We start from the raw sequence: 18,886 nt of genomic DNA on the forward strand, positions 1-18,886 counted from the left end.
GTTGAGTAGTCGAAAGTGAAAACTGGCCGAGTGCCGGGGCGCTGTCGCGCGCCCGTGTCTCGGATTTGGTTCGAGGACTTTGCAGCGGGGCAAGCCAACGTGATGGAGGAGATGGCAATGCCGATCGAGTTCACGCATGTTCCCGGTAAGGCTGCCGATAGCAGCTTCTTCTATGACTTCGCCGAGACGGCGACCAAATTGTCGCTGATCGAGGACGCCGGCTTTCGCAAGCTGGTCGTCGACGATCCCGCCGGCCTGCTCAGCAATATGGACATCGCCGCGCAGACGCTCGACCGCACCGGCTCGCTGGAGGTGGTGCTGACGCATTGGGCCGGCGTGATCGAGCCGACGGTGGCGGCAAGACAGCTCGCGGCGCTCGATCGCCGAGGCAGCGGCCGCCTGTCGCTTCGCATGCTGAGCGAGCCGCTGGAAGACAGCGATGCCGAGGCGCGGCCCGTCGGCCACAGCGTGGTGTGGCAGCGCATCGACGAATATCTGGTGCTGTTGAAACGGCTGTGGTCGAACGACAGGCCGTTCGACCACGAAGGCGCCTTCTATAGCGTCCGCGGCGGTTTCGTGCCGCGCAAGGGTCCGCATGGCGCCGACCTTGCCGTCCGCCTCGGCGGCCAATCGGGCACGGCGCTGAAGGTCACCGGCAAGCATGCCGATGTCTTCGAGCTCGCCGCCGGCTCACCCGACGAGGTGCGGCAGCTGATCGGGCGTGTGCGCAGCGCCGCCGCCGAGCACGGCCGCGGCGGCAGGCTGCGCTTCGCGCTTCCGGTGCGCATCCATCCGGACGGCTGGACGGCTAACCCCGATCGCAGGTCCCCCGATCACAGGGCGGTCGAGATCGCCGGGCCGCCGGCACGGCTTGCCTTGGCGCTTCTGCCCTATGCGGCGCTGGGCATCGAGGAGTTCATGATCAGCGGCATCGACCGTCCGAGCGAGATTGCCCGTATCGGGCGCGAGACGATCACACTGGTCGCGAATTCGCTTGCGCGCCGCGACGCAGAGGTCCCGCAGCCCGGCGCATTTGCCTCGTCGCCCTTTGCGGAACGCCGCGCCGGCTAAAATCACGGCGTGTTGGAGTAGTCCAGGCCGTCCATCACATAATCCGCGAACAGGAAGTCGCGGATGCCGGCGATCCGGCCGTTCTCCCAATTGATGAGGATGAAGTAGCGCGGCGACCCTTCCGGACGATCGGGGCTGGTGACCAGGATGGCGGGCCGGCCTTCGACAAGTCCGGTCGTGAAATGCCAATGCGTTTCGTCGGCATAGCGGCCGAAGTAATTGCCGACAAATTCCTTGCCGTCGGCGCGCAAGCGGTTGACCAGCTCAAGCTTGACGTCCTCGGCCAACAGGCCGCGCAAGGCATCGAAGTCCCTGGCGTTGAAGGCGGCCACATAGCCGCCGAGACGGCGCATGTCCTGCTGGTTGAGGGCCGGGCGGGCAGATGCCGGGCGCGGCGCGGCGGCGAGCTTGCGCAAGCTCTCGCGACCCCGCTGCAGCGCGCCCTTGATCGCGGTGTCGGAGGTTTCGAGGATTTCGCCGATCTCTTCCAGGCTGTGGCCGAGCACATCCTTCAGCACGACCGTGCATCGTTGCGCCGGCGGCAGCTGCATCAATTCGGCTAGGCTCGCCTCGGCGGCCATGCGCGCATCCAGCGCCGAATTCTCGTCGGCGATCGTATCGAGCTCGACCTCGCTTTCGCGCCCGCGCGAACGGGCGCGCTTACGCAGGAAATCCAGTGCCGAATTATGCGCGATGCGAAACAACCAGGGCTCGGTCTTGTCCGGCATGTCGCCATTCCTGATCGCCACGAAGCCTTTCGCCAAAGCCTCCTGGACGATGTCTTCGCCGTCGATGGCCGATCCGACCATGCGCGAAGAGTAGCGGTGCAGCTTGGCTCTCAGCAAAGCGGCCTCGCGCTCGAAGGCACGAAGCCTGGTTTCGGTCGCCGCAGCGGACTGATCCCGCGAACCGGTCACGCAGCCTCTCTCTTTCTCGACGCAATTCCGGACGGAAGGTTACGGCGAAAACGCCGAACTTAACCGTCACACACTTTTCCTGGAATTGCTCTAATTCTCCACGCCAGCCGTGTGGGAATAGCTGGTGTGGCCCATGACGCTCTCGCCCGTTCCAAGCTCGAGAATGGTCTTCATGTAATCGGCGAAGCGGGGATCGCCGCGGAAGGCCGCGACGTCTTCGGCCGAACGCCATTGCGAGATGTTGGCGACCTTGCCGCCGTCGCCGCCGAGGACCACGGACGACGCCAGCGAGCCCGGCTGCTTGCTGAAGAAGCTTCTCGTGCCCTCGGCGAGGATCTCGGCGAGTTCCTGCTGCTTGCCCGGCTTGGCGGTGAAGACGTTGATCAAGGTCACTGTGGTCGACATGGCTTGGCTCCGTTTGTCCTGATGGCGGAGGCCGTCGCGGCTCTCGCACCTGTTACGACCCACCAGACGAACCCGGAACCGAAAACGGAACGGCGCGGGTGAAAAATTTTTGACGGTCGATTAAAACTCGAAACCCTCAGCGCGCCGCGCCCGCGAGCTGCCGCAACGCGGCAATGACGGCCACCGAGTCCGCCAACGCGCCGAAGACGCCATCCTCGACCGTCACCATATGCAGGGCGGCCTCGTGCGCATACTGGTCGCCGCTGGCGCAGGCGTCCGAAATCGTCAGGCACTGGAAGTTGCGGTCGCAAGCCTCGCGCAATGTGGTGTGCACGCACACATCCGTCGTACAGCCGGTGAACATCAGATGCGTGATGCCGCGCGCCTGCAAAACGAGCTCCAGGTCCGTATAGGTGAAGGCGCTGTTGCAGGTCTTGTCGATGATGATGTCTTGCGGCGCCACGTCGATGTCGGCGGAGATCTGGAAGCCCTGGCCGGAGCGCAGCAGGACATCGGTGCCGTCGAGCCCCGCGCGCTCGCGCCGCCATCTCTCGTAGGGCGTCATGTCGGCCAGGTCGGCGCGGTAGCCTTGCCTGGTGTGGATGATGGTGAGGCCGGCGGCGCGGGCGGCCTCGGTCAGCCGGTTCACCGCCGGCAGAATGGCCCGCAGCGGCGACGGATCATAGCCTTTCCTGGCGAAGTAGCCGGTCGGCGACAGGAAATCCTCCTGCAGGTCGATGACCAGCAAGGCGGTATGTTGCGGCTCCAGCCTGCCGTCATAGGGAAAGTCGAACGGTATCGCCTTGATCATCGATGGTCTCCTTCTGCGATATCGAGCATAGCCTGCCGCGCATGCGGCGGAAGCCCTGTGCTGCCGGCCGGTGTACGCCCGAGAGCGATTGAACAGCGGCTTCGCCGGAATTTGTTGGGCTGGATTCCCATCTTAATCTTGACTACCAAAGTCATGTTTCATACTCAGTCGAGCAGCCCATGGCGGAAAGCCGTGACCGAAGTTCGCACCAGCCTGCCAACAACTCCGCCGGTTCGTGCCATGATAAAGCGAGGACGAGACTTGTCCCGGAGCATTCTGTTCGCGGCACTGGTCGCATCGATGATTTTTTCGGCTGGGACAGCCGTGGCGCAGCAGCCGACAACACCGCCCACGACCAGTCCGACACCGGCCGCGCAGGCTCCCGCGCCTGTCGCAGGTACCAACAATCCACCGGCTATCGCGCAAACGCCGGTTGAAACCGCACCGGCGGAGCCGGGCCTCCAGCCGGCTCCGAACGGAGCCGTCAGTGAGGAACCACCCATCTCGCTGACGCTGCCGCATGACCTGTCGCCCTGGGGCATGTTCATGAACGCCGACATCGTGGTGAAGGCGGTCATGGTCGGGCTGGCCTTCGCTTCCCTGGTCACCTGGACGATCTGGCTCGCCAAGTCGCTGGAGGTCTTCGCCGGCAAGCTGAGGGCCCGCCGCGCCGCCGATGCGATCGGCAACGCCGCGACGCTGATGCAGGCCGGGCGGGAACTTGGCCACAGCGGCGGTCCGGGCGCGCTGCTGGTGCGCGCGGCAGAGGAAGAACGTGCGCTTTCGGCCGGCGCGCTCGACCATGTTCCCGGCGACGGCCTCAAGGAGCGCGTCGCCTCCAGGCTTTCGCGCATCGAGGCGGTGGCGGCACGGCGCATGTCGCGCGGCACCGGCCTGCTCGCCACCATCGGCTCGACGGCGCCCTTCGTCGGCCTGTTCGGCACCGTCTGGGGCATCATGAACGCCTTCATCGGCATCTCGCAGGCGCAGACCACCAACCTGGCCGTCGTCGCGCCTGGCATCGCCGAGGCGCTGCTTGCCACCGCGATGGGTCTGGTGGCGGCCATTCCGGCGGTCGTCATCTACAACGTCTTCGCGCGCTCGATAGCCGGCTACAGGCAGATCCTCGCCGACGCTTCCGCCGGCGTCGAGCGGCTGGTCAGCCGCGATCTCGACTTCCGCAACGTGCCGCCAGCGGCGGCCATGGCCGCGGAGTAGCGGCGATGGCGGCGCGGATTCGCGAGACTTCCGGCGACGATCTCGAGGAAAGTCACGACATCAACGTCACGCCTTTCATCGACGTCATCCTGGTGCTGTTGATCATCTTCATGGTCGCGGCGCCGCTTGCCACCGTCGATGTCAGTGTCGACCTGCCGGGTTCGACGGCGACGCCCGCGCCGCGGCCCGAGACACCTTTGTTCCTGACGCTGAAGAGCGATCTGACGCTGGCGATCGGCAATGACAGCGTGCCGCGTCCAGCCTTTGCCGGCGTGCTCGACGGCCGTACCAGGGGCGACAAGCAGACGCGCATCTTCCTGCGCGCCGACAGAAAAGTCGGCTATGGCGACCTGATGGAGGTGATGAACCTGCTGCGTGCCGCAGGCTATCTGAAGGTCGCGCTGGTTGGGCTCGAAACGGTATCGGACGGTGCTGGGGGCGAGGCCATGCCTCCTGCGGCCGGTGCGAACCCCGCCCCGGGTGGAGGCCAGGCGCCATGACGGTCGCTGCCCTTTCCCGGATTTCCCAGCCGCGCTTCGGCGTGCGTGAAGCCGGTCTGTGGGCGAGTGCCGCGGCGGTCGTTCTGGCCGCCCATGTGGCGGTTGCCTATGCGGTGCAGGATCTGAGCTTTGCCGAGCCACAGGATGGCGGATCGCCGCCGGCGCTGGCGATCGAGATGGCGCCGCTGATCAGCGCGCCCGCCGTTCCGCGAGAGACGGCGATGCTGGACACGGTGACGCCGGAGCCGCCCGATGCCGCCGAGGAGACGGAAAAGCCGACCGACGTGAAACCGGTGACCGATCCGGCGCCGGTGGTGGAACGGGCAGAGCCCGTCACTGAACAGCCATCCGATGCCGCCGACACGCAAGAGGCTGAGCAGGCCCCTCCGGCAGCGGTTGCTGCGCTGAGCGAGCAGCCGCCGCTGGACGAAATCGTGCCGGACCCTGTCGAGGCGATCGCGCCCGATGTCGTCGTTCCGCTGCCGGAGCCGAAACCCGTGGAAGCTGAGGTGAAAGCGCGAAAGCCGGTGGAACCCAAGAGGAAGACCGAGAAGAAACCGGTCGAAAGGCCGAAGGAACGGCCGAAGAAAGAAAGGCCGGCGCCGCCGAAAACAGTGACAACCGCCAGCATCGACTCCAAGGCGGCAGCGCCGCAGTCCTCGGCTGCGGCACCGCGCTCCAGCGTCAGTCCATCGCGCTGGAACTCTAGCCTGGCGGCATGGATCAGGCGGCACACGCGCTATCCGAGCGCGGCGCGCTCCAGGCGGGCGGAGGGCACGCCGAGCGTGACCTTCACGGTCGACACCTCCGGCAGGGTGGTCTCGGCCCGGCTAGCGCGATCCTCGGGCGACGGAGATCTCGACCGCGCGGCGCTCGGCGCGCTGCAGGGCGCCTCGGTACCGGCACCGCCGGCGGAACTCGGCGCCCGCGTCACCCGCACCGCCCCCTTCGTCTTCAGCCTGCGCGATTAGAGCAATTCCATCGTTGGAGATTGGCGAAAGCCAGCGCGACGGCCGATCTCCCTCCGAGGAGAGTTGGCGCTTGCATCACAAGGGCGTCATCGCCGGGATGAAGCCTTCTGATTTCCACGTTCATTGTGTAAATTCTCTTCAGTCGGCTCACAAACTTTGACGTTTACGTAATTCCCAAACCATCTAACCGATTGAAAACACTAGGTCCAAAATAATCGTTTGAATTTCAACTCGGCCAGCGCTATTGGGTGCGGCGAAATCCTGCGGCTTCCCGCATCCTTTTCGGCCTCCCCGGCCCCGTCACGACACCGTCACAGACAAAGGGAAAACATCCTCACATGGCACGCAATAAGATAGCGCTGATCGGCTCGGGCATGATCGGCGGCACGCTCGCTCATATGATCGGCCTCAAGGATCTCGGCGACGTGGTGCTGTTCGATATCGCCGAGGGCATTCCGCAGGGCAAGGGCCTCGACATTGCGCAGTCATCGCCGGTCGACGGTTTCGACTCCAGGCTGACCGGCGTCAACGACTATGCCGGCATCGAGGGCGCGGATGTCTGCATCGTGACCGCCGGCGTGCCGCGCAAGCCGGGCATGAGCCGCGACGACCTTCTGGGCATCAACCTCAAGGTCATGGAGCAGGTCGGCGCGGGCCTGAAGAAATATGCGCCGAAGGCCTTCGTCGTCTGCATCACCAATCCGCTCGATGCGATGGTGTGGGCGCTGCAGAAGTTCTCAGGCCTGCCGACCAGCCATGTCGTCGGCATGGCCGGCGTGCTCGACAGCGCCCGCTTCCGCTACTTCCTGGCCGAAGAGTTCAAGGTCTCGGTCGAGGACGTCACCGCTTTCGTGCTCGGCGGCCACGGTGACTCGATGGTGCCGATGATCCGCTATTCGACCGTCTCGGGCATCCCGCTGCCCGACCTCGTCAAGATGGGCTGGACCTCGAAGGAGAAGCTCGACCAAATCGTGCAGCGCACCCGCGACGGCGGCGCCGAGATCGTCGGTCTGCTCAAGACCGGCTCCGCCTATTACGCGCCGGCGGCGTCGGCAATCGCCATGGCCGAATCCTACCTGAAGGACAAGAAGCGGGTGCTGCCCTGCGCCGCGCACCTCTCCGGCCAGTATGGCGTCAAGGGCACCTATGTCGGCGTCCCTGTGGTGATCGGCGCTGGCGGCGTCGAGCGCGTCATCGAGATCGACCTCTCCAAGGCCGAGCAGAAGATGTTCGATTCCTCGGTCGCGGCCGTTCAGGGCCTGACCGAGGCCTGCACCAAGATCGCCCCGCATCTCGCCGGCAAGTAAATCTCGCCGGCAAATAAACCGTCCTCCCCGGAGACCAAGCGCATGAACATCCATGAGTATCAGGCCAAGGCGCTGCTGAAGACGTTCGGCGCGCCGGTAGCAAGCGGCGTTCCGGTGTTCAAGGCAAGCGAGGCGGAGGCCGCCGCCAAGGCGCTGCCCGGCCCGCTCTATGTCGTAAAGAGCCAGATCCATGCCGGCGGCCGCGGCAAGGGCAAGTTCAAGGAGCTCGGCCCCGACGCCAAGGGCGGCGTGCGGCTGGCGAAGTCGACGGCCGAAGTGGTCGCCAACACCAACGAGATGCTCGGCCATACGCTGGTCACCAAGCAGACGGGGCCCGCCGGCAAGCAGGTCAACCGCCTCTATATCGAGGACGGCGCCGACATCGAGCGCGAGCTCTATCTGTCGATCCTCGTCGACCGCTCGGTCGGCCGCATCGCCTTCGTCGTATCGACCGAGGGCGGCATGGACATCGAGACGGTCGCGCATGACACGCCCGAAAAGATCGTCACCGTCGCCGTCGATCCGGAAAAGGGCGTGACGGCGGATGACGTGAAGAAGCTCAACGCCGCGCTGAAGCTCGACGGCGATGCGGCCAAGGACGGCGGCACGCTGTTCCCGATCCTCTACAAGGCGTTCGTCGAGAAGGACATGAGCCTGCTCGAGGTCAATCCGCTGATCGTCATGAAGGACGGCCGCCTGCGCGTACTCGACGCCAAAGTGTCGTTCGACAACAACGCTCTGTTCCGCCACCCCGACGTGCTCGAACTGCGCGACACCACCGAAGAGGACGAGAAGGAGATCGAGGCGTCGAAATACGACCTCGCCTATGTCGCGCTCGACGGCAATATCGGCTGCATGGTCAATGGCGCCGGCCTTGCCATGGCGACGATGGACATCATCAAGCTCTACGGTGCCGAGCCGGCCAACTTCCTCGATGTCGGCGGCGGCGCATCGAAGGAGAAGGTGACGGCAGCGTTCAAGATCATCACCAGGGATCCGGCGGTCAAAGGCATCCTGATCAACATTTTCGGCGGCATCATGAAGTGCGACATCATCGCCGAGGGCGTCATCGCCGCGGTCAAGGAAGTTGGGCTGCAAGTGCCTCTGGTGGTGCGCCTGGAAGGCACCAATGCCGAGCTCGGCAAGAAGATCATCAACGACAGCGGCCTGAATGTGGTCTCAGCCGATGATCTCGACGACGCAGCCAAGAAGATCGTGGCGGCGGTGAAGGGCTGAGCGGATGCCTCCGCGCAAGATAAACCTCGTCGAAGCGGCGGACCGGACGATCACCAAGGTCTTCGATCCGCATGTCGCCGGCGACGTCAATGACAGCCAGGCCAAGGTCGCCAAGTTCGGCGAGGCCTTCGACTGGCATGCGCATGACAATGAGGACGAAGCCTTCCTCGTGTTGCGCGGCCGTATCGCCATCGATTTCCGCGACGGTCCGGTCGAGCTCGGCGAGGGCGACTTCATCGTCGTGCCGCGCGGCGTCGAGCACCGGCCGCGCTCGTTGACGACGGAGCCGGTGGTTCTGATGTTCGAGCCGGCGACGACCTTGAACACCGGCAACGCCAAGAGCGACCTCACCGTCACCGATTTGAAGCGGCTCTGACCATGAGCCCGGCGTCCTTTTCCTCGCTTTCCGCCGATCACCAGCGCCTGCAGGCGCTGGTCGGCGCATGGCGCGGCGAGGAAGAGCTCGCGGCCACGCAGTGGACCGATGCCGGATCGGCGACCGCGGAAGTGCTCGCCGAGGCACAATTCGGCGGCCTGTTCGTGGTGCAGCGTTATCGCCAGCGCCGCGACGGCACGGTCTCGTTCGGTTCGCACAATGTGTTCGGCTTCGACCAGCAGAACGGCACTGTCACCATGCACCAATTCGATTCGATGGGCTTCGTGCCCGCATCACCTGCCACGGGCGCGTGGAACGGTAGCGAGCTGATCCTGGAGCGGTCGTCGCCACGCGGCGCCGCCCGCGTGACGTATATTTTCGACGATGCCGACGCCTACCGCATGCGACTGCATTTCAAGCCCGCCGGCGGCGATGCCTGGCAAGACATGGTGAGCGGCCTTTACCGGCGCGTTTCGCCTTCCGGGCAAGGCTGAGCCGATGGAGATCGCGGGCAAGGCGGTTGAAGAGTTACACATAATCGCACATATTATCCCTGTGTGTTTATGTGGAGACGAAACGATGAAGAACGTCACTCTGGCCATGGACGAAGCTTTGCTCGAAAAGGCTCGCGGCCTTGCCGGGCGTCGCAAGACGACGCTCAACGCCCTTATCCGTTCGCTGCTTGAACATGAGGTCGAGCAGGAAGACCGGATTGCCTGGGCGCGGGAAGGCATACGCAGGTTGATGGAAGAATCACCGCTCGAATTTGAACCTGGAACAAATTTCAAGGAGCTCAGCCGCAGCCGTGGCGACGACCAGCTTTCTGGACACCAACATTCTGATACGCGCCGCAGAAAGAAAACCGGATGACCGGCGAAAGTCGGCTATCTGTCGAGCGCTTGTCCTCAACGAGGTCTTTGGCGTTTCGGCCCAGACCATTGCAGAGTTCGTCAATGCAGCGGCGCGGGCCAAGATCGGGCTGCCGGCGGATACCGTTGATCGCTGGATCGACCATCTGTCTTCGATGCCATTCACGGTCCTCGACGCGGCCATCGTCAGGCGAGGCTTCTGGATGCATCAGCGATATCAGATCCAGTATTACGACGCGGCACTGCTCGCGGCCGCAGAGCGGCTCGGCGCGCCGATTTTCTACACCGAAGATCTCAACCACAACCAGGTTTATGGCTCGGTCCGGGCCGTCAATCCTTTCTTGTAATCGCTGAATTCAGAGGCGTTCCCACTCATGTCCATTCTCATCGACAAGAACACCAAGGTGCTGGTGCAGGGGCTGACCGGCAAGACCGGCACGTTCCACACCGAACAGGCGCTGGCCTATCACGGCACCAAGATGGTGGGCGGCATCCATCCCAAGAAGGGCGGCGAGACCTGGACCGGTTCCAAGGGCGAAAGCCTGCCGATCTTCGCAACCGTCGCCGAGGGCAAGGCAAAGACCGGCGCCAACGCCTCCGTCATCTATGTGCCGCCAGCGGGCGCCGGCGAGGCAATCATCGAGGCGATCGAGGCCGAAATCCCTCTGATCGTCTGCATCACCGAGGGCATCCCGGTGATGGACATGGTCAGGGTCAAGGCGCGGCTCGACCGCTCCACCTCGCGGCTGATCGGCCCGAACTGCCCGGGCGTGCTCACCCCCGACGAATGCAAGATCGGCATCATGCCCGGCAACATCTTCCGCAAGGGCTCGGTGGGCGTTGTTTCCCGCTCGGGAACGCTTACCTATGAGGCAGTCTTCCAGACTACCAATGTCGGCCTCGGCCAGACCACCGCGGTCGGTATCGGCGGCGACCCGGTCAAGGGCACCGAGTTCATCGACGTGCTGGAGATGTTCCTCGCCGACGACGAGACCAAGTCGATCATCATGATCGGCGAGATCGGTGGCTCGGCCGAGGAAGACGCCGCGCAGTTCCTCAAGGACGAAGCCAAGCGCGGCCGCAAGAAACCGATGGCGGGCTTCATCGCCGGGCGCACGGCGCCGGCCGGCCGCACCATGGGCCATGCGGGCGCGGTGATCTCTGGCGGCAAGGGCGGCGCGGAAGACAAGATCGCGGCGATGGAATCGGCCGGGATAAAAGTTTCGCCGTCGCCGGCGCGACTGGGCACGACGCTGGTCGAGGCGATCAAGGGTTAAGTGAGTAGTCATTAGTGAGTAGTGAAAAAGGGAAGAACAGGTGAGTAGTTGCTGAGCGGGAAATTTCCATTTTCTACTCACTCCTGACTACTCACTATTCCCCTTGAAAAAGGAGACGGAGCCAGGCTCCGCAGACGAAAAAAATGGCAAGACAAGATCAGGCCAACGACCAATTCTCGCTCACCTCATTCCTCTATGGCGGCAATGCCGACTATATCGACGCGCTCTACGCGGCCTATGAGGACAATCCGGCTTCCGTCGATCCGGAGTGGCAGGACTTCTTCGCCGCGCTGAAGGATGACGCGGGCGATGTCCGCAAGAACGCCAAGGGCGCCTCCTGGGCCAAGCCCTCCTGGCCGTTGCAGGCCAATGGCGAACTGGTGTCGGCGCTCGACGGCAATTGGGGCCTGGTCGAAAAAGCGATCGAAAAGAAGGTCAAGGAAAAGGCGGTCGTCAACGGCGCGGTGCTTTCCGACGCCGACGTGCACCAGGCGACGCGCGATTCCGTGCGCGCCATCATGATGATCCGCGCCTACCGCATGCGCGGCCATCTGCACGCCAATCTCGATCCGCTCGGCATCGCCAAGCCGCTGGAGGATTACAACGAGCTGTCGCCGGAGAATTACGGCTTCACCGAAGCCGACTACGACCGGCCGATCTTCCTCGACAATGTGCTGGGCCTCGAGTTCGGCACCATCCGGCAGATGCTGGAGATCCTCACCCGCACCTATTGCTCGACGCTCGGCGTCGAGTTCATGCACATCTCCGATCCGGAAGAGAAAGCCTGGATACAGGCGCGCATCGAAGGCGCCGACAAGGAGATCACCTTCACAGCCACGGGCAAGAAGGCGATCCTGTCGAAGCTGGTCGAGGCCGAGGGCTTCGAGCAGTATATCGACGTCAAGTACAAGGGCACCAAGCGCTTCGGCCTCGACGGCAGCGAAGCGCTGATCCCGGCGCTGGAGCAGATCGTCAAGCGCGGCGGCCAGCTCGGCTTGAAGGAAATCGTGCTCGGTATGGCGCATCGCGGCCGCCTCAACGTGCTTTCCCAGGTGATGGCCAAGCCCCACCGCGCCATCTTCCACGAATTCAAGGGCGGCTCGGCCGCGCCCGACGAGGTCGAGGGTTCGGGCGACGTGAAGTACCACCTCGGCGCCTCGTCGGACCGCGAGTTCGACGGCAACAAGGTGCATCTGTCGCTGACCGCCAATCCCTCGCATCTCGAAATCGTCGACCCCGTCGTGATGGGCAAGGCGCGCGCCAAGCAGGATCAGCTTTCCGGCCGCGAGCGCGGCGAGATCGTGCCGCTGTCGGAGCGCGCCAAGGTGATGCCGCTGTTGCTGCATGGCGACGCGGCCTTTGCCGGCCAGGGCGTGATCGCCGAGATCCTCGGCCTGTCCGGCCTGCGCGGTCACCGCGTCGCCGGCACGCTGCATTTCATCATCAACAACCAGATCGGCTTCACCACCAATCCGCGCTTCTCGCGCTCTTCACCCTATCCGTCGGATGTGGCCAAGATGATCGAGGCGCCCATCTTCCACGTCAACGGCGACGATCCGGAGGCCGTGGTGCATGCCGCCAAGGTGGCGACCGAGTTCCGCATGAAATTCCACAAGCCGGTGGTTGTGGACATGTTCTGCTACCGCCGCTTCGGCCACAATGAGGGCGACGAGCCTTCCTTCACCCAGCCGATCATGTACCGCAACATCCGCACCCATAAGACCGTGGTGCAGGTCTATGCCGACCGGCTGATCGCCGAAGGCCACGTCACCCAGGCCGAGGTCGACAAGATGCGGGCCGACTGGCGCGCGCACCTGGAATCCGAATGGGAAGTCGGCCAGCACTACAAGCCGAACAAGGCCGACTGGCTGGACGGTGCGTGGTCGGGCCTGCGCACCGCCGACAACCAGGACGAACAGCGGCGCGGCAAGACCGCCGTGCCGGTGCGCACGCTGAAGGAGATCGGCAAGAGGCTGACCGAAGTGCCGAAGGATTTCGAGGCGCACAAGACCATCCTGCGCTTCCTCGAAAACCGCCGCCAGGCGATCGAGTCCGGCGAAGGCATCGACTGGTCGACGGCCGAGGCGCTGGCCTTCGGCGCCATCCTGCTCGACGGCAATCCGATCCGGCTTTCCGGCCAGGATTCCGAACGCGGCACCTTCTCGCAGCGCCATTCCGTGCTTTATGACCAGCGCGACGAGAACCGCTACATCCCGCTCAACAACCTGTCGGCGGCGCAGGCCGGCTACGAGGTCATCAACTCGATGCTGTCGGAAGAGGCGGTGCTCGGTTTCGAATATGGCTACAGCCTGGCCGAGCCCAAGGCGCTGACGCTTTGGGAGGCGCAGTTCGGCGACTTCGCCAACGGCGCCCAGGTGGTGTTCGACCAGTTCATCTCGTCGGGCGAGCGCAAGTGGCTCAGAATGTCGGGCCTCGTCTGCCTGTTGCCGCACGGTTATGAAGGCCAGGGGCCGGAGCACTCGTCGGCGCGGCTGGAACGCTTCCTGCAGCTCTGCGCCGAGGACAATATGCAGGTCGCCAACGTCACCACGCCGGCCAACTATTTCCATATCCTGCGCCGGCAGTTGAAGCGCGACTTCCGCAAGCCGCTGATCCTGATGACGCCGAAGTCGCTGCTGCGCCACAAGCGGGCGGTGTCGACGCTTCCGGAGATGTCGGGCGAAAGCTCGTTCCACCGCCTGTTGTGGGACGATGCGCAGTTGCTGGCCAACCAGCCGATCAAGCTGGTGAAGGACTCCAAGATCCGCCGCGTCGTGCTGTGCTCGGGCAAGGTCTATTACGACCTCTACGAGGAGCGCGAGAAGCGCGGCATCAACGACATCTATCTGCTGCGCGTCGAGCAGCTTTATCCGTTCCCGGCCAAGGCGCTGATCACCGAGCTGTCACGCTTCCGCAATGCGGAGATGGTGTGGTGCCAGGAGGAGCCCAAGAACATGGGCGCCTGGTCGTTCATCGATCCCTATCTCGAATGGGTGCTGGCGCATATCGACGCCAAGCATCAGCGGGTGCGCTACACCGGCCGGCCGGCCTCGGCCTCGCCGGCGACCGGTTTGATGTCGAAGCATCTCAGCCAGCTCGCCGCGTTACTCGACGACGCTCTCGGTGAATAGGGCACTGAGCGAATAGGCAGACCGGACGAAACAGACCCCAAGAAGAGAAGAGAACGGACAGGCACAATGGCTACCGAAATCCGCGTCCCCACTCTCGGCGAATCCGTCACCGAGGCGACCGTCGGCAAGTGGTTCAAGAAGGTCGGCGACGCGATCGCCGCCGACGAGCCCGTGGTCGAGCTCGAAACCGACAAGGTGACGGTGGAAGTGCCCGCCGCGGGCGCTGGAACGCTCTCCGAGATCACCGTCAAGGAAGGCGAGACGGTCAATGTCGGCGCGCTGCTCGGCTCGATTTCGGCAGGCGGCGCGGCGGCCGCGCCGGCGACGAAGCCGCAGGCGGTGTCCCAGGCCTCGAGCCCGGATGCCGCTTCCACGGTCAAGCAGGCCGCCGCCGAGACCGCCAAGGTCGCCGGCAATGGCGGCGCCATCGAGCCGCGCACCATGCCGCCGGCGCCCGCCGCCGCCAAGCTCATTGCCGAGAACAATCTCGCCGTCGACCAGCTTTCCGGTTCCGGCAAGCGCGGCCAGGTGCTGAAGGGCGACGTGCTCGACGCCATCGCCCGGGGCGCGCCGTCGCAGCCGGCCGAGACGCCGAAGGCGGCTCCGGCGCCGGTCGTGGCCCGCGCGCCGTCCCCGGCCGAGGATGCGCCGCGCGAGGAGCGCGTACGCATGACCAAGCTGCGCCAGACCATCGCGCGCCGCTTGAAGGAAGCGCAGTCGACCGCCGCCATGCTCACCACCTTCAACGAGGTGGACATGAGCGCGGTGATGGCGCTGCGGTCCAAGTACAAGGACGTGTTCGAGAAGAAGCATGGTGTGAAGCTCGGCTTCATGGGCTTCTTCACCAAGGCGGTGACGCACGCGCTGAAGGAGATTCCCTCGGTCAACGCCGAGATCGATGCCACCGACATCATCTTCAAGAACTATGCCCATATCGGCGTCGCCGTCGGCACCGAAAAGGGCCTTGTGGTGCCGGTGGTGCGCGATGCCGACCAGATGTCGATCGCCGAGATCGAGAAGGAGATCGGCCGGCTCGGCCTCGCCGCGCGCGACGGCAAGCTATCGGTCGCGGATATGCAAGGCGGCACGTTTACGATTTCCAACGGCGGCGTTTACGGGTCGCTGATGTCGACGCCGATCCTGAATGCGCCGCAGTCCGGCATCCTCGGCATGCACAAGATCCAGGACCGGCCGGTGGTCGTCGGCGGCCAGATCGTCATCCGTCCGATGATGTATCTGGCGCTCAGCTACGACCATCGCATCGTCGACGGCAAGGAAGCCGTGACCTTCCTGGTGCGGGTCAAGGAAAGCCTGGAGGATCCCGAGCGGCTGGTGCTCGATCTGTGATCGGGCGGGTGTCGCCGTGAGCGGCTGGCTGGAAAGGTTCGGGTTCGCGCTGGGTCGCGCGCTTAGGGCTTTTCGGCCAACTGCCTCCGTTGCCATCGCTTCACCGGCGAAATCGATTGAATCGGGTCCGCCGCCGGAAAGCAGCAATCTGGGTGTCTTCGCTCTCAGCGACGCTGAGATGGCGGAACGGAAGGTCAGCGCCATCACGATCGGTGAGCTCGAGCTGCCAACCGGCGAAATCGTTGCCTGCGACCCGCTCATCACCGGACTAAGCCGCCCTGCCTTCAGCCGCAAGGTGAAGCCGGGACGCTATCCGGTCATACTGCTTCAGGCGCAGGGCCGCATTGCCGCAGCGGTCTTGCGGTTCGGCCCCGGCTTGCCAATACGCTGGGAATTGGCGACCTTCGTTCCCGATCGCCCACCGGTCTATAAGTCCGAATTTCTTGAATTTATCGTCGATGACGCGGTTGCGTCATTTATGGACAAGTCGGTCCTGACGCTGATGTCCGACCAGCAGGAACTTGACGATTATCTCGCCGACGTCGCCTGTACTATCGACAGGTTTTGTATCGATAGTCCGATAGAAGGCAACCCGATCAATGTCGCTATGTTCGATACTGGCTATGGCGACGGCTCGTATCGGTCCTTCTGGGGACTGGACGCGGCCGGCGAACCTCTGCTCCTGATGACGGACTTCGAAGTGCTCGAGAACGCGGATGGCCGCGAAAACAATCAGGCCGCCGATGGCTAACGAAATCCCGCCCATGACCGGATCCGTGGACGGATCGTTGGCCCTAAGAATCACGAGCGGCTGGCTGGAAAAGTTCAAGCTCGGCCGGGCCGCGCGCGGCTTGCGGCGCAGCATCCTCTTGCTTGGCTTTTCCGCTGCCGTTCCGTCGCTGGCCATCGCCGCCGACTGGGACCCGGCGACTGCCAGCCGCAACTTCGGCATCTTCGCGCTCAGCGACGCGCAACTGGCGGAGCGCAAGATCACCGTCACGCCGATCGGCGATCTCGAACTTCCGACAGGCGAGATCATCGCCTGCGACCCCATGATCACGACCGACGACTGGCCGGCGCTGGCCCGCAAGGTCAAGCCCGGGCGCTATCCGGTCACGCTGTTCGAGGCGCAGGGTCGCGTCGCCGCCGCATTCCTGCGCTTCCGTTCCGGGGTGCCGGTACGCTGGGAGCTCGCAACCTTGCCCGACCAGGACGTCTCGACGCTGAACGGCGACGAGATATTCGGCTATCCGGTCGATGCCGGCCTCGGCTCGTTCATGGACAAGGCCGCGATGGCCCTGATGTCGGCCGCGCAGGACAAGCTCAAACCGGACCAGAACTACTATGACGATGTGCTGGCGGCCGAGTTCGCGCCCAACCAGGACCGCTTCGTCATGCACCATCCGGCCGCCGGCAATCCGGTCAACATCGCGATGTTCTGGAGCGGCTGGGGCGACGGCTTCTACCCATCCTTCTGGGGACTGGACGCGTCCGGCGAGCCGCTGGTCCTGATGACCGATTTCGGCGTGCTCGAAAACGCCGATGGCCGCGAAGGCGACCAGGCCAACTGATGACAAGCGCCGCCTCGCCCCGGATAGCTAACCCAGTTGCGCCCATCGATCTGTTGGAGCTGCTGACGACAGGTCGGGCGGGGCCTGTCGAACTTGGCAAAAGCAGCCGTGAAACGGTTCGAGGTTTGATCGATCCGGAGGACGTGCGGGCGGATAATCACTATCGCCACGATGATGCCGAGTCGGCCTGGTGCATCTATGGCCGCAATTGCGAGTTCTTCTTCAGCCCCGATTTTCGTCTGAGATCTATTAGCGTCGAGCCCGTCTTCGGGAGATTGCGGCCGGGTGGAATGATGGCGACTTGGTACGGCCATCTCGACGTCGATGTGGGCCGGCATCCCGTGACCTTTGCAGGCACGAGCCCGATAGAAATATATACCTTGCCCAAGGCATTGCAGTTCCTGAACAAGAGTGAACTCAAGTGGGCAATCGGCGGCGGCCGCGAACGCGACGTTTATATCGAGCTGGCGGAGAGTTCTCGCGTCCTGACCCTCAAATACGAGGTGAACGCGATTCCGGTCGACGGGAAGGACAACGTTGCGTTCGAGATAGATTATTTTCTTTCGACGGTCTTCATCCTCGATCAAAGCGTTCAGGGTGGGTAGATGACAGTGGCGATCCGTTTCCTCCTGTCGATAGCCGTTGGCGTAGCGGCGGTTCCGGCCACCGCCCATGCCGCCTGCCCGATCCAGCTTGCCGTCTATGGCGAGGCGCAGAGCGGCGCCGAGATCGACTTCACGCCGACCGGCACCTCGGCGATGATCACCAACACTTTCCGCATGATCCTCGACAACAATGTCGTGCTCGACGGCATCGCCATGTGGACGGAGGGCAGCGCCGCGCGGCCGCACGGCTCCTTGATGTACAAATGCCCTACCGGCGACGTCACCGGCGAGGAACTCGCCGCCTGCACGGTCTGGGAAGGCGTCATCTACAGCGCCGATGAGAAGGGCGCCGTCGGACTGCTGCCGGCCGAGGGCGCCGATGCACCGAAAAGCCTGATCTTCCCCGATCTCGGGCCGTCGCTCGAGATGTCGGCGGCTTACGGTCCTGCCGGCTTCTCCAAAGTGCCATGGGACATATTTGTTCTGAAGGGATGCCAGGAATGAGCATGGACAAGAAAGCGCTTCTGGTTACCGGCGGCAGCCGTGGCATCGGCGCCGCCATCTGCCGGCAGGCAAGCCGGGCCGGCTATCGGGTGGCCATCAATTATGCCTCCAATCAGGTTGCCGCCGAGGCGCTGGTCGCAGAAATAAAGGCCGCGGGCGGCGAGGCTCTGGCGGTTAAGGGCGACGTCGGCAACGAGACGCAAGTCGTGGCGATGTTCGAGGCGGTCGACCGTGCCTTTGGCAGGCTCGATGCCTTCGTCAACAATGCCGGCATCGTCGATGCCAGGGCACGCGTCGACGAAATGAGCGCCGCGCGGGTCGAACGTATGATGCGCGTCAATGTCGTGGGCTCCTTCCTTTGCGCGCGCGAGGCGGTCAAGCGCATGTCGACCCGGCATGGCGGCAAGGGCGGCGCCATCGTCAACATCTCTTCGATCGCGGCCCGGCTGGGCGGACCAGGCGAGTATGTCGACTACGCCGCCTCGAAGGGCGCCATCGACACCTTCACCATTGGCCTGGCACGCGAGGTGGCCGGGGAAGGCGTGAGGGTCAACGCCGTCAGTCCGGGGATCATCGACACCGAAATTCATGCGTCTGGCGGCCAGCCCGACCGCGCCGAGAGGCTGCGTGGGATCATCCCCCTGCAGCGCCCGGGAAAGACGAAAGAAATCGCCAATGCGGTCCTGTGGCTTTTGTCGGACGAAGCGTCCTACGCCGTGGGCGCGAATTTGGAACTGGGCGGCGGCCGCTGAAGGCCAGATTAAAAGGAC

21 protein-coding genes are annotated in these 18,886 nt (G+C 64.2%); 18 read left to right on the forward strand and 3 right to left on the reverse strand.

Features of this window, described 5'->3' with window-relative positions; translation table 11 throughout:
- Positions 1–117: 117 nt before the first annotated feature.
- The gene (locus tag YU3_RS0131040) at positions 118–1,071 is read left to right on the forward strand and encodes an LLM class flavin-dependent oxidoreductase (RefSeq protein ID WP_027169848.1); all 954 of its coding nucleotides are present in this window, start codon (positions 118–120) and stop codon (positions 1,069–1,071) included.
- Between the two features lie 2 nt (positions 1,072–1,073).
- Here YU3_RS0131040 and YU3_RS0131045 read toward each other — a convergent pair whose 3' ends face one another.
- From YU3_RS0131045 to YU3_RS0131055, 3 genes are all read right to left on the reverse strand, one after another.
- Complete coding sequence (locus tag YU3_RS0131045) at positions 1,074–1,988, reverse strand: sigma-70 family RNA polymerase sigma factor (RefSeq protein WP_027169849.1); 915 nt, start codon at positions 1,986–1,988, stop codon at positions 1,074–1,076.
- Positions 1,989–2,078: 90 nt separating this feature from the next.
- On the reverse strand, positions 2,079–2,393 hold the full coding sequence (locus YU3_RS38840) for an antibiotic biosynthesis monooxygenase (protein WP_051334159.1): 315 nt from the start codon (positions 2,391–2,393) through the stop codon (positions 2,079–2,081).
- A 136-nt stretch (positions 2,394–2,529) separates the two neighbouring features.
- Positions 2,530–3,204, reverse strand: coding sequence for an isochorismatase family cysteine hydrolase (locus YU3_RS0131055; RefSeq protein WP_027169850.1), 675 nt, complete (start codon positions 3,202–3,204; stop codon positions 2,530–2,532).
- A gap of 261 nt (positions 3,205–3,465) precedes the next feature.
- On the opposite strand from YU3_RS0131055, the gene exbB reads away from it, so the two are divergent.
- The 17 genes from exbB to YU3_RS0131140 all read left to right on the forward strand — a co-directional run bounded on the left by exbB (position 3,466) and on the right by YU3_RS0131140 (position 18,868).
- Complete coding sequence (gene exbB / locus YU3_RS0131060) at positions 3,466–4,422, forward strand: tonB-system energizer ExbB (protein WP_027169851.1); 957 nt, start codon at positions 3,466–3,468, stop codon at positions 4,420–4,422.
- A gap of 5 nt (positions 4,423–4,427) precedes the next feature.
- Complete coding sequence (gene exbD / locus YU3_RS0131065) at positions 4,428–4,922, forward strand: TonB system transport protein ExbD (protein ID WP_027169852.1); 495 nt, start codon at positions 4,428–4,430, stop codon at positions 4,920–4,922.
- Positions 4,919–5,893, forward strand: a complete 975-nt coding sequence (locus YU3_RS0131070; RefSeq protein WP_027169853.1) for an energy transducer TonB — start codon at positions 4,919–4,921, stop codon at positions 5,891–5,893. Before exbD ends, YU3_RS0131070 begins: the two co-directional genes overlap by 4 nt.
- A gap of 338 nt (positions 5,894–6,231) precedes the next feature.
- Entirely contained in the window at positions 6,232–7,200 is a 969-nt protein-coding gene (mdh, locus tag YU3_RS0131075) for a malate dehydrogenase (protein WP_027169854.1), read from the forward strand.
- Between the two features lie 42 nt (positions 7,201–7,242).
- On the forward strand, positions 7,243–8,436 hold the full coding sequence (gene sucC, locus YU3_RS0131080) for an ADP-forming succinate--CoA ligase subunit beta (RefSeq protein ID WP_027169855.1): 1,194 nt from the start codon (positions 7,243–7,245) through the stop codon (positions 8,434–8,436).
- Positions 8,437–8,440: 4 nt separating this feature from the next.
- The gene (locus YU3_RS0131085) at positions 8,441–8,812 is read left to right on the forward strand and encodes a cupin domain-containing protein (protein ID WP_027169856.1); all 372 of its coding nucleotides are present in this window, start codon (positions 8,441–8,443) and stop codon (positions 8,810–8,812) included.
- 2 nt (positions 8,813–8,814) lie between these two features.
- Positions 8,815–9,306: a DUF1579 family protein gene (locus tag YU3_RS0131090; protein ID WP_027169857.1), complete on the forward strand. Its 492-nt coding sequence runs from the start codon at positions 8,815–8,817 to the stop codon at positions 9,304–9,306.
- 85 nt (positions 9,307–9,391) lie between these two features.
- Entirely contained in the window at positions 9,392–9,682 is a 291-nt protein-coding gene (locus YU3_RS40960) for a hypothetical protein (protein WP_156913659.1), read from the forward strand.
- Positions 9,618–10,028, forward strand: a complete 411-nt coding sequence (locus YU3_RS0131100) for a PIN domain-containing protein (protein WP_027169858.1) — start codon at positions 9,618–9,620, stop codon at positions 10,026–10,028. The genes YU3_RS40960 and YU3_RS0131100 overlap by 65 nt, the downstream gene beginning before the upstream one ends.
- Before the next feature lie 27 nt (positions 10,029–10,055).
- Positions 10,056–10,958 carry a succinate--CoA ligase subunit alpha gene (gene sucD, locus YU3_RS0131105; protein WP_027169859.1) on the forward strand — a complete coding sequence of 301 codons (903 nt, stop codon included), beginning with the start codon at positions 10,056–10,058 and terminating at the stop codon, positions 10,956–10,958.
- Between the two features lie 143 nt (positions 10,959–11,101).
- The gene (locus YU3_RS0131110) at positions 11,102–14,089 is read left to right on the forward strand and encodes a 2-oxoglutarate dehydrogenase E1 component (RefSeq protein ID WP_027169860.1); all 2,988 of its coding nucleotides are present in this window, start codon (positions 11,102–11,104) and stop codon (positions 14,087–14,089) included.
- 66 nt (positions 14,090–14,155) lie between these two features.
- Positions 14,156–15,436 (forward strand): 2-oxoglutarate dehydrogenase complex dihydrolipoyllysine-residue succinyltransferase, encoded by a 1,281-nt coding sequence (gene odhB, locus YU3_RS0131115; protein WP_027169861.1) that lies wholly within the window; start codon positions 14,156–14,158, stop codon positions 15,434–15,436.
- A 16-nt stretch (positions 15,437–15,452) separates the two neighbouring features.
- Positions 15,453–16,187, forward strand: a complete 735-nt coding sequence (locus tag YU3_RS0131120) for a DUF4241 domain-containing protein (RefSeq protein WP_027169862.1) — start codon at positions 15,453–15,455, stop codon at positions 16,185–16,187.
- 37 nt (positions 16,188–16,224) lie between these two features.
- Positions 16,225–17,007 (forward strand): DUF4241 domain-containing protein, encoded by a 783-nt coding sequence (locus YU3_RS0131125; protein ID WP_245273711.1) that lies wholly within the window; start codon positions 16,225–16,227, stop codon positions 17,005–17,007.
- A complete protein-coding gene (locus tag YU3_RS0131130) occupies positions 17,007–17,612 on the forward strand; it encodes a hypothetical protein (protein WP_245273712.1) in 606 nt (201 codons plus the stop codon). Before YU3_RS0131125 ends, YU3_RS0131130 begins: the two co-directional genes overlap by 1 nt.
- Positions 17,613–18,116, forward strand: a complete 504-nt coding sequence (locus YU3_RS0131135; RefSeq protein WP_027169865.1) for a hypothetical protein — start codon at positions 17,613–17,615, stop codon at positions 18,114–18,116.
- On the forward strand, positions 18,113–18,868 hold the full coding sequence (locus YU3_RS0131140) for an SDR family oxidoreductase (RefSeq protein ID WP_027169866.1): 756 nt from the start codon (positions 18,113–18,115) through the stop codon (positions 18,866–18,868). The genes YU3_RS0131135 and YU3_RS0131140 overlap by 4 nt, the downstream gene beginning before the upstream one ends.
- The last annotated feature ends 18 nt before the right edge of the window (positions 18,869–18,886 follow it).

The sequence above is a fragment of the Mesorhizobium sp. WSM3224 genome (assembly GCF_000427725.1).
GTDB lineage: Bacteria > Pseudomonadota > Alphaproteobacteria > Rhizobiales > Rhizobiaceae > Mesorhizobium.

What these genes read in the sequence shown, in the direction of transcription:
- YU3_RS0131055 (WP_027169850.1), bottom strand. Translation starts at nt 3,204, where the DNA reads ATGATCAAGGCGATACCGTTCGACTTTCCCTATGACGGCAGGCTGGAG.
- YU3_RS38840 (WP_051334159.1), bottom strand. Translation starts at nt 2,393, where the DNA reads ATGTCGACCACAGTGACCTTGATCAACGTCTTCACCGCCAAGCCGGGC.
- sucD (WP_027169859.1), top strand. Translation starts at nt 10,056, where the DNA reads ATGTCCATTCTCATCGACAAGAACACCAAGGTGCTGGTGCAGGGGCTG.
- mdh (WP_027169854.1), top strand. Translation starts at nt 6,232, where the DNA reads ATGGCACGCAATAAGATAGCGCTGATCGGCTCGGGCATGATCGGCGGC.
- YU3_RS0131130 (WP_245273712.1), top strand. Translation starts at nt 17,007, where the DNA reads ATGACAAGCGCCGCCTCGCCCCGGATAGCTAACCCAGTTGCGCCCATC.
- YU3_RS0131085 (WP_027169856.1), top strand. Translation starts at nt 8,441, where the DNA reads ATGCCTCCGCGCAAGATAAACCTCGTCGAAGCGGCGGACCGGACGATC.
- sucC (WP_027169855.1), top strand. Translation starts at nt 7,243, where the DNA reads ATGAACATCCATGAGTATCAGGCCAAGGCGCTGCTGAAGACGTTCGGC.
- odhB (WP_027169861.1), top strand. Translation starts at nt 14,156, where the DNA reads ATGGCTACCGAAATCCGCGTCCCCACTCTCGGCGAATCCGTCACCGAG.
- YU3_RS0131090 (WP_027169857.1), top strand. Translation starts at nt 8,815, where the DNA reads ATGAGCCCGGCGTCCTTTTCCTCGCTTTCCGCCGATCACCAGCGCCTG.
- YU3_RS0131135 (WP_027169865.1), top strand. Translation starts at nt 17,613, where the DNA reads ATGACAGTGGCGATCCGTTTCCTCCTGTCGATAGCCGTTGGCGTAGCG.
- exbD (WP_027169852.1), top strand. Translation starts at nt 4,428, where the DNA reads ATGGCGGCGCGGATTCGCGAGACTTCCGGCGACGATCTCGAGGAAAGT.
- YU3_RS0131110 (WP_027169860.1), top strand. Translation starts at nt 11,102, where the DNA reads ATGGCAAGACAAGATCAGGCCAACGACCAATTCTCGCTCACCTCATTC.
- YU3_RS0131070 (WP_027169853.1), top strand. Translation starts at nt 4,919, where the DNA reads ATGACGGTCGCTGCCCTTTCCCGGATTTCCCAGCCGCGCTTCGGCGTG.
- YU3_RS40960 (WP_156913659.1), top strand. Translation starts at nt 9,392, where the DNA reads ATGAAGAACGTCACTCTGGCCATGGACGAAGCTTTGCTCGAAAAGGCT.
- YU3_RS0131040 (WP_027169848.1), top strand. Translation starts at nt 118, where the DNA reads ATGCCGATCGAGTTCACGCATGTTCCCGGTAAGGCTGCCGATAGCAGC.
- YU3_RS0131140 (WP_027169866.1), top strand. Translation starts at nt 18,113, where the DNA reads ATGAGCATGGACAAGAAAGCGCTTCTGGTTACCGGCGGCAGCCGTGGC.